The organism is Mycobacterium sp., assembly GCF_050701675.1.
GTDB lineage: Bacteria > Actinomycetota > Actinomycetes > Mycobacteriales > Mycobacteriaceae > Mycobacterium.
In genome coordinates, this window is sequence record NZ_JBOGDD010001262.1 from 1 (window position 1) to 7,723 (window position 7,723).

General features: G+C 65.2%; 7 protein-coding genes. 3 read left to right on the plus strand and 4 right to left on the minus strand.

The window, feature by feature from the left end; translation table 11 throughout:
• Window positions 1-181: hypothetical protein (locus tag ACRDUX_RS39110; RefSeq protein ID WP_526422641.1), on the minus strand; the 181-nt coding region annotated here is incomplete at its 3' end.
• Between the two features lie 367 nt (window positions 182-548).
• Here ACRDUX_RS39110 and ACRDUX_RS39115 point away from each other — a divergent pair.
• Window positions 549-3,158, plus strand: coding sequence for a GAF domain-containing protein (locus ACRDUX_RS39115; protein WP_526422643.1), 2,610 nt, complete (start codon window positions 549-551; stop codon window positions 3,156-3,158).
• Window positions 3,159-3,191: 33 nt separating this feature from the next.
• Here ACRDUX_RS39115 and ACRDUX_RS39120 read toward each other — a convergent pair whose 3' ends face one another.
• From ACRDUX_RS39120 to ACRDUX_RS39130, 3 genes are all read right to left on the minus strand, one after another.
• On the minus strand, window positions 3,192-3,578 hold the full coding sequence (locus tag ACRDUX_RS39120) for a LytR/AlgR family response regulator transcription factor (RefSeq protein WP_526422645.1): 387 nt from the start codon (window positions 3,576-3,578) through the stop codon (window positions 3,192-3,194).
• 204 nt (window positions 3,579-3,782) lie between these two features.
• A complete protein-coding gene (locus ACRDUX_RS39125; RefSeq protein ID WP_526422647.1) occupies window positions 3,783-3,992 on the minus strand; it encodes a hypothetical protein in 210 nt (69 codons plus the stop codon).
• 466 nt (window positions 3,993-4,458) lie between these two features.
• Window positions 4,459-5,256, minus strand: coding sequence for an alpha/beta fold hydrolase (locus ACRDUX_RS39130; protein WP_526422649.1), 798 nt, complete (start codon window positions 5,254-5,256; stop codon window positions 4,459-4,461).
• A 1,295-nt stretch (window positions 5,257-6,551) separates the two neighbouring features.
• On the opposite strand from ACRDUX_RS39130, the gene ACRDUX_RS39135 reads away from it, so the two are divergent.
• On the plus strand, window positions 6,552-7,208 hold the full coding sequence (locus ACRDUX_RS39135; RefSeq protein ID WP_526422651.1) for a cupin domain-containing protein: 657 nt from the start codon (window positions 6,552-6,554) through the stop codon (window positions 7,206-7,208).
• 119 nt (window positions 7,209-7,327) lie between these two features.
• The coding region (locus tag ACRDUX_RS39140; protein WP_526422653.1) for a winged helix DNA-binding protein at window positions 7,328-7,723 on the plus strand (396 nt) is incomplete at its 3' end.

Consider the following 7,723-nt stretch of genomic DNA (forward strand, 5'->3'; position numbering starts at 1 on the left):
ACTCGCGGCTCTGCAGCAACACATTGCCCCCGCTGCGTGCCGCGCCCCAGCCGGCAGCGGGGTGGTGATAATCCTGCTGGGCGAACTCACCGCCCGCGTTCGGGCCCCGCCCCACTGCGGGACACCCGGGTTCACCCTGCCCGAGCAGGTCGCCCGGAATCGGTTTCTCGTCGTTCGTCACCTGATGTCCCTTCGCCGCATTCAGCGGGCGCCGCGCCGCCGCAAATTTGCGATGAACGCCTGGAGCGAGGATCCATTTCTTGACGTTTCTAGTCTCGCAGTCCGGGTGCAATCCTGACCAGTGCCAATCTGGGCGTATCGACCGGTTCGCGGCCCGAGTGAGCCGCTACTTCAACAGCGCCGGCGTCAGGATCCGTCCGCCGTATTGGTCGCGGATGCGCGTTAAGATTCGGTCGGCGCTCACGTGAGTCCGCCAGATCGATTTGTGAGTTTGCGCTATGACGCAGAGACGGTCACGGCTTCCCGGCTGGTTGCCGGGGGGTATTTGTGCGCGCGGCGGGTCTGATGCTCGACTTGGGTTGGCGTCGATGCGGGCACGTGGGCTCTCGGGGCTGCTGCGCCCAACCTCCCCGCCCCTGGTGCTGGGGCTCGTCGTCGGGATGTTGCTGATTGCGGCGGAGAGCGCCTTGGTATACGTCCTCAAAGAGGTCGCTCCCGGAAACATCTTTGGTGTGGTGTTTCTGCTGGGTGTCTTGGTCGTCGCTACCTTGTGGGGATTCAGGCTCGGGGTGATGATGGCGCTGGCCAGCGCCGTTGTCTACGTTCACTTCCATCGTTTGCAGACCGGCGGGAGCATCGTCGCGGTCTGGGCCGGGAACTGGGTGGCGATCACCGTCTTCCTGGTCGTGGCGCTGGCGGCCGCCGCAATCGCGGGGTTGGCTCGATCGCGCGCCGCCGAGGCTGTTGAACGCCGCCGGCAGGTCGAGGCGGGCCATGACGAGCTCAGCGCGCTCGCGGCGCAACAGGTCGCGTTACGGCGGGTAGCCACGCTGGTTGCCCAGGGTGCGAGCCCATCGGACGTGTTTGCCGTGGTGGCCGACGAATTGGCCCGATGCCTGCATGTGGTGAACGCGGGGCTGCTGCGCTTTGAGCCCGACAACACCGGGTACGTGGTCGCGGTCCGGTACGAGCCGGGGATCACGACGATGCCCGTCACGGGCGAACGCATTCCGCTGGGCGGCGACGACGTCGGAGCGATGGTGTTGCGGACCGGCCGCGCGGCGCGGATTGACGACCACGACGACACGCCGGGCCCGGAGGCCGCTCGCATTCGTGCAGGGGGCATCGGTTCGATCGTGGGAGTCCCCATCAACGTCGACGACCGGTTGTGGGGTGCGGCCATTGTCGGCTCGACGAGCCCCGAGCCCATGCCGGCGGACACCGAGGCACGGATCGCCGACTTCGCCGACCTCGTCGCCACCGCAATCGCCAATGCCGCCACGCGCGCCGAACTGCGTGCCAGCCGCGACGAGCTGAGTGCGCTCGCCGAGCAGCAGGCCGCGTTGCGGCGGGTGGCGACCCTGGTGGCGCGCGGGGTCAGCCCGTCGGAGGTGTTCGAAGCGGTGGCCGACGAAATGGCCCGCCTCGTGCATGTGAGCCATGCGACGGTATCCCACTACGAGGCTGAGGAATTCATCCCCGTCGCGATCTATCACGGGGGTCGACGGCAGAAGCTGCCCGAGGGCCTGCGCCTGCCCTTGGCGGGCGACAACGTCGCGGCCAGGGTGTTTCGCTTCGGCCGGACCGCTCGAATGGACAGCCACGACAACGCTCCGGGTACCCACGCCGCACGCATACGTGAGCTCGGCGTCCGTTCGGCGGTGGGAGTCCCGATCATCGTCGACGGATCCGTGTGGGGTGCGGCGATCGTTGGCTCGTCGGCACCCGAGCCGTTACCACCGGACACCGAGGCGCGCACTGGCGACTTCGCCGATCTGGTCGCGACGGCGATCGCTAATGCCGCGACCCGCGCAGAATTGCAGGCGAGCCGCGACGAGCTAAGTGTGCTCGCCGAACAGCAGGCCGCGTTGCGGCGGGTGGCAACCCTGGTGGCGCGCGGGACATCCCCGTCGGAGGTGTTCTCCGCGGTCGCAGACGAGATGGCCCGCTGCCTGGGCGCAGGCAACTCGTCAGTAAACAGCTTTGAAAATGGCGTGGTGACCGTTGTCGCCGTGGCTGCCGTCGCGCCCGGGATCAAGCGCGCACCGGTTGTCGGCGAACGCCATAGGTTGTTGGACGGCGATAACATCGCGACGAGGGTGTTTCACACCGGCCGTCCTGCACGACTGGAAGGCGTGGAGTTTCAGAATGCTGCCGGCTTCATCGCCGAAGGGCTACGGAAGATGGGCCTGCGTTCTACGGTGGGCGTCCCGATCATTGTCGACGAACGAGTCTGGGGGATGGCGGCGCTCGGTTGGTTACGACCTGAGCCGTTGCCACCGGACACCGAGGCGCGCATGAGCGACTTCGCCGATCTCGTCGCCACCGCGATCGCCAACGCGGCCACCCGCGCGGAACTGATCGCCTCACGCGCCCGCATCGTCGCGGCCGCCGACGAGGGTCGCCGCCGTCTGGAGCGCGACCTGCACGACGGCGCCCAACAACGGTTGGTCGCGCTGGGCCTGCAGCTGCGGCTGGCAGAGGCGTCAGTGCCGCCCGAATTGCAGGCGCTCGGAGAGCAGCTTGGGGACATCACATCCGGATTAACCGGTGTAATGGCAGACCTGCAGGAGATCTCACGCGGGATTCATCCGGCGATCCTGTCCAAGGGCGGAATCGGTCCCGCGCTCAAGACACTGGCCCGCCGCTCGGCCGTCCCGGTAACCCTGGAGCTTGCGATTGACCGACACTTGCCCGACTCAGTCGAAGTCGGCGCGTTTTACGTCGTGTCCGAGGCACTGACCAACGCCGCCAAGCATGCCCACGCCGCCCAAGTGACCGTGGGCGCACGAGCCGAGGATGACGTGCTCTCGCTATCGATCAGCGACGACGGAATCGGCGGCGCCGACCTCGGCAAGGGCTCAGGGCTCATCGGGCTCAGAGACCGGGTCGAGGCTCTCGGCGGGCGAATGCGGATTGTGAGCTCAGCCGGAAGTGGGACGTCGCTGGACGTCACCATCCCGCTCGACAGCCCGTGAGCACAGGGGACCCCGCAAGTATTGATGAGACCACTAGCGGTGGTGACTTTCCTCGAGCCCTGCTGAGCCAGCGACGAGGTTACGGATCGCACCCCCGCTCAGCCCCAACTTCGCCACAAACCCCACAGCCGGACTGGTTGCGATCAAGTCGGCGAGTTCCTGCTCGTTGTGGGTGGAGATCATTATCACCGGCGGGGGTGCCGGCAACGCGGACCGGTGGATTTGCTCGGCGAGTTCGAAGCCGTTCTCTTCTCCGAGGTCGACGTCCACCAGTATGACGTCGGGCCGTAAGTCCTGGACGCAACGGAGAGCCTCGGCGCTGGTCGACGCAACGCCGACGACCATGATGCCGTCGTGCTCGAGCAGACGGCGGGCAGCGTCGACGAAATTCGCGCTGTCATCAACGATTACGCAGCGCATCGTGTACCTCGCAGAACCATGACGCCAGCTTGGCAGTGCGCGGCACCTGCGCGCATTCCCACTAGCCGGAAAACTGCTGTCAACTTGCGGGCATGTTGGTGGCGAATGCCCGGCACCAGGGTATTTGCGGGTGGCCGGTAGGCGAGGATTCCCGTCATCGGGGGTCACTGATCGCCCCGGGCAGATCCGCGGTATCCCCGACCTTCAACCCAATGTCGGTGTTCCATGGCTGGTTGACGTCAGCGAGGGGCATGGGAGTTGTGTCGACGCCGTCACCGCCGAGCTGCTGCGCGAAGAATCTTCGACGTTCTGTGGGTCGTCCGGCAGGGTCATGGTGACGTCGGCGACGGCCAGTCGGCTACTGGCGGGGGTCTGTGCGTCATTCGGCCGGCTCGGATCGATGGGTGCGGACATGGACGTGACCGCAACCGAAATTCTGACCCGCGGACTTACGGCGTCCTGATTCCCGCTGTGTGACCGAAGCCGTCGGTTCTGTTGGCGGCTGGCCGGCACGACGTAATGGGTGCAGATAGGCGCTAGCGGCGACGACAGGAGGGCCTCCGCAGAGCGGGTCGTGGGAATCATCCAAATGTCCTCAGCACCGAATGCAAAGGAAATGAAGATGCATAACCCGATGGGATGACTGATACTCTCGGTCGCCGAACTCCTCGACCGTAACCTGACCATGGTGCCGGACGTCGACTTGCCCCTGCCTGCCACGGCCGGGTTGGGGACGACACTCAGCATGGAGCGTCAGATTCCAAACAACGCTAAACACTGGTAACACGGACTGCCGCAACGTCATCGGGGAACCACGCTCTCGTCGACGACGCTGAAGTCCTGCCGAGCACCTCTCACTGGGTTGATGAAAGAGCGAGCTTCAGATGCGTCGTCTTCGTTGGTGATTTGCGGGCAATGCCGCGACGATACGTCGGACAACCTGCGGGCTCAGAAGCATCCCGAGATGGCCGACGCCGCCGATCGTTACGGTCTCCACTTCGGCGTGGGCGGGCACCGACCGGGCGCCGGGCACGACCACATCGAGTTTTGCCGTGATCGCCAGCCACCGCACGCCTTCGGGTACTGGCGTGGAGGCGAGTCGGCGCAAGAGTGGCGAACCTCCCCGCAGCGCCCGGACAATCGCTCCGAATGGCACGAGATGCGCCCACGGCGAACCCCCGAAGGGTGCGCCGAGAGTGACGACGGTGTCGACCTTGCCGGCGAGCCGACCGCTTGCGATGGCCTGCGCGATGACAACCCCGCCCAGGCTGTGCCCGATCAGATGCACCTTGTCCGCGCCGGTTTGCGACAACATCCGCTCAACCTCGACTGCGAGCCGATCGGCGAGCTGCTCCACCGAAGTTCCGAACGGCGTGTAGGTGATCGCGTCGACGGTCAAGCCTTCGGCAGCTAGGGATCGCGCAACGAAGTACCAGCTCGACTTGGTGCCCCCGAAGCCGTGCACGAGTAGCACCGGGCGAGTCGAGGTTCCGGGATGGGCCCGGATCCGTTGAAGCGCAACCAATGTCGAGTCGGCGCCACCACCGCCGGCCAGGTGCAGCGACGGCGACTTGACCAGCGATGCCATCAGCCCCAGTTCGTAGGCCTGCGCCATCCCGGCACGCCCGATCGTCCGGACCAGGGTGCCGGCCCCCCCGAACAGTCCCGGCGGGGACATCGCACCTCGCCGTCTCGGCGCGTCGTGGACGGGTCCCGACTGGTGTCTTTCTTCCGTCTGCGCGTGCGACATGTCCAACCCCTATGTTGACTGCGACTCGTAGTGCATTGAGAATCGCGGTCGGCGGTCACGGTGTCATCGACGGCAGCCGCAATCTGTGATTCCCGATCACCGGATCCGGGCCTACCCGCTAGCCGGAGCCGCAAGTACCGCTGGAGGTGCCGGGCGTCATCGGGCGAGCCGAAGTCTTGCAGGTAGCAGGCATGCCACACGGGCGCCAGCGGGGACGATAATTGCTGAGTCGTATGCAATCGTTGCTGCGAGAATGCGGTCACGCGACGCACTCCAGACGCGACAACGATTCACAGCTCGGCCTCATGTACAGGAACCTGAAAGTCGATATTTAGCAACAACTTCCGAAGGAGGAGCGATGCCAAGGAGTGAACCGGCACTGACGTGGCCCACGCATCCCCAGCGCTCCCGCGTGTTATGCAACATCCACAAAGAAGACCAGGAGGCCGCCGCATGAACACCCAATCTCGTGGCCTCAGGCTGCTATGCCCACAAGGCTGTGGTGTGACGCTCACCGTACCGATGCCGACCCTGGCCGAGGTCCACGAACTGTCGGGTGACACCAGCCTCAAGAATGTGGACACCCTCGTCGGCCGCAACGTCGTCGGCACCGTCTTGAGGCATTGCATCTATAGCTGCACCGCCATTTCGGGCGGCCACCCAATGATGCACGTGGTCGGGAATCCCGTGCCTGACTGGAGGACCGCAACGACGTCACCCTCGTCGACGTCGACACCAACCCGTCCCGAGGGGTCTATGCCCAACCGGCGCCGGACATGATCACGGGCTCATGACCGGAATCGTCGTCCTCATCTTCATGGGGCTCCTTGTCTACGGCATCCGGAAGACCGTCAGCAAATCCGCGCCCGATGAAGGGCCCAAGTGCTGCGTGTGCAGCACGTCCAAGCGGACACTCCAGTGGATGAAGAGCTGGCAGGACTGGTACTGCTGGCCGTGCAAAGAGCAATGCATCCATGCCGTTTTGAGTGCCCTCATCGGAGAACACGCGTGACGGCCAACGGGTCGAGTGCCGTTAGGTGCCAACAGGATCCCCGTATCGCCAACGGGCATCTTGGCATACCTGCCAGCTGCAAATGCCCAGTGTGCCGCTACTGGAGCATCGGATCGGCCGAAGACTGCCCTGGCAATTCTGGCCATTGACGCTAACTCTTGGTGTGAATGCGCTCATGACACGAGGGCGGACTGGATAGGAGGTGGGAGCTATGTCAGAGGTGAGACTCCTCGATATCGGTGAGATCGAGCAGGAAGTGTTCAGCCGGTGGGACATCACCGGACATCAGGTCAACCGCCACCTGCTCAGCAAGGCGCTCACCGGAACTGAGGGCGTGGTCCTCGACCACCTAACGTTCCCACCCGGTTTCGTCCACCACATGCACCGGCACCCGAACGCTGACATGGTCGTCATCGCACTGAGCGGTGTAGTGCAGTTCCTCGGCGCGCCCGGGTCCTCCGTCGAGGTGTCGCGCGCACACGTCCTTGTCATCCCATGCGGGAACTGGCATCAGATCAGCAACGAGGGCACCGTGGATAGCCAGGTCCTGCACTTCTTCGCCGGGGTCGGTTCGGTTGACGACATCGGCTACGAGAACCGTCCCTGGGTGTGCCCATTGATGCCCACGCCGCAGAAGCCCAGCTCGGTGATCGCCCTGTTTGGCTTCCACGATCACAGCATCCGGGTCCTGGGTGGGCAGCGTCGCCAATGCGTTGAACCGGGAAGGTTGGCCCGCAACGACTTCGGCGCAGCGGTCGTTGATCGCCCGACTGAGGTCGGCGGCCTGCTCGACGTGACCTGCTGGGTTCCCGGCGCCCGCGACCGACATGACCTGCATGTCGACGCCCGCGTCGTCCATGACCCGTAGCCGCTGCTCGCCGACCTCAACCAGCTTCGCGGTGAGCCCGTCGGGCGCCGTCGGATTTGGCCGCACCTCGCTGACGAGGTCGACGGGGAGCAGGGTGTTCTTCTAGTGCGATCAGTGTCATGGCGATCCCTTCGTCGTGGGTGCTTGGGCGGCTCGGGCCGCTGGTCCGCGACCTCGGTCTCAACCCCGCCGTCGTCAGTCGCGCATTGACCAAGCTCACCAAGGCCGGCTTGATCGGGAGGAGGATCGATCGCGACGACCTCCGGCGGTCGCGTGTCGACCTGACCAAGAAGGGTGCCCGAATCACTGCCGTAATCGCCGCGCGCATCCGACCGGGCCTCGCTCAACGCCTCGAACACCTTGACCCCGAACGTGTTCAGGCCGTTTTGGAATGCCTCGAACACTCTGACCTCAGTACCACCGGAGCGACGACGACAGCGCGACGGCGACGCATGCTGTCAGGCATTGAGCTGGCAGGCTCACCGGTCGTTGGGGTTGAGGGCGAGGTATACAGC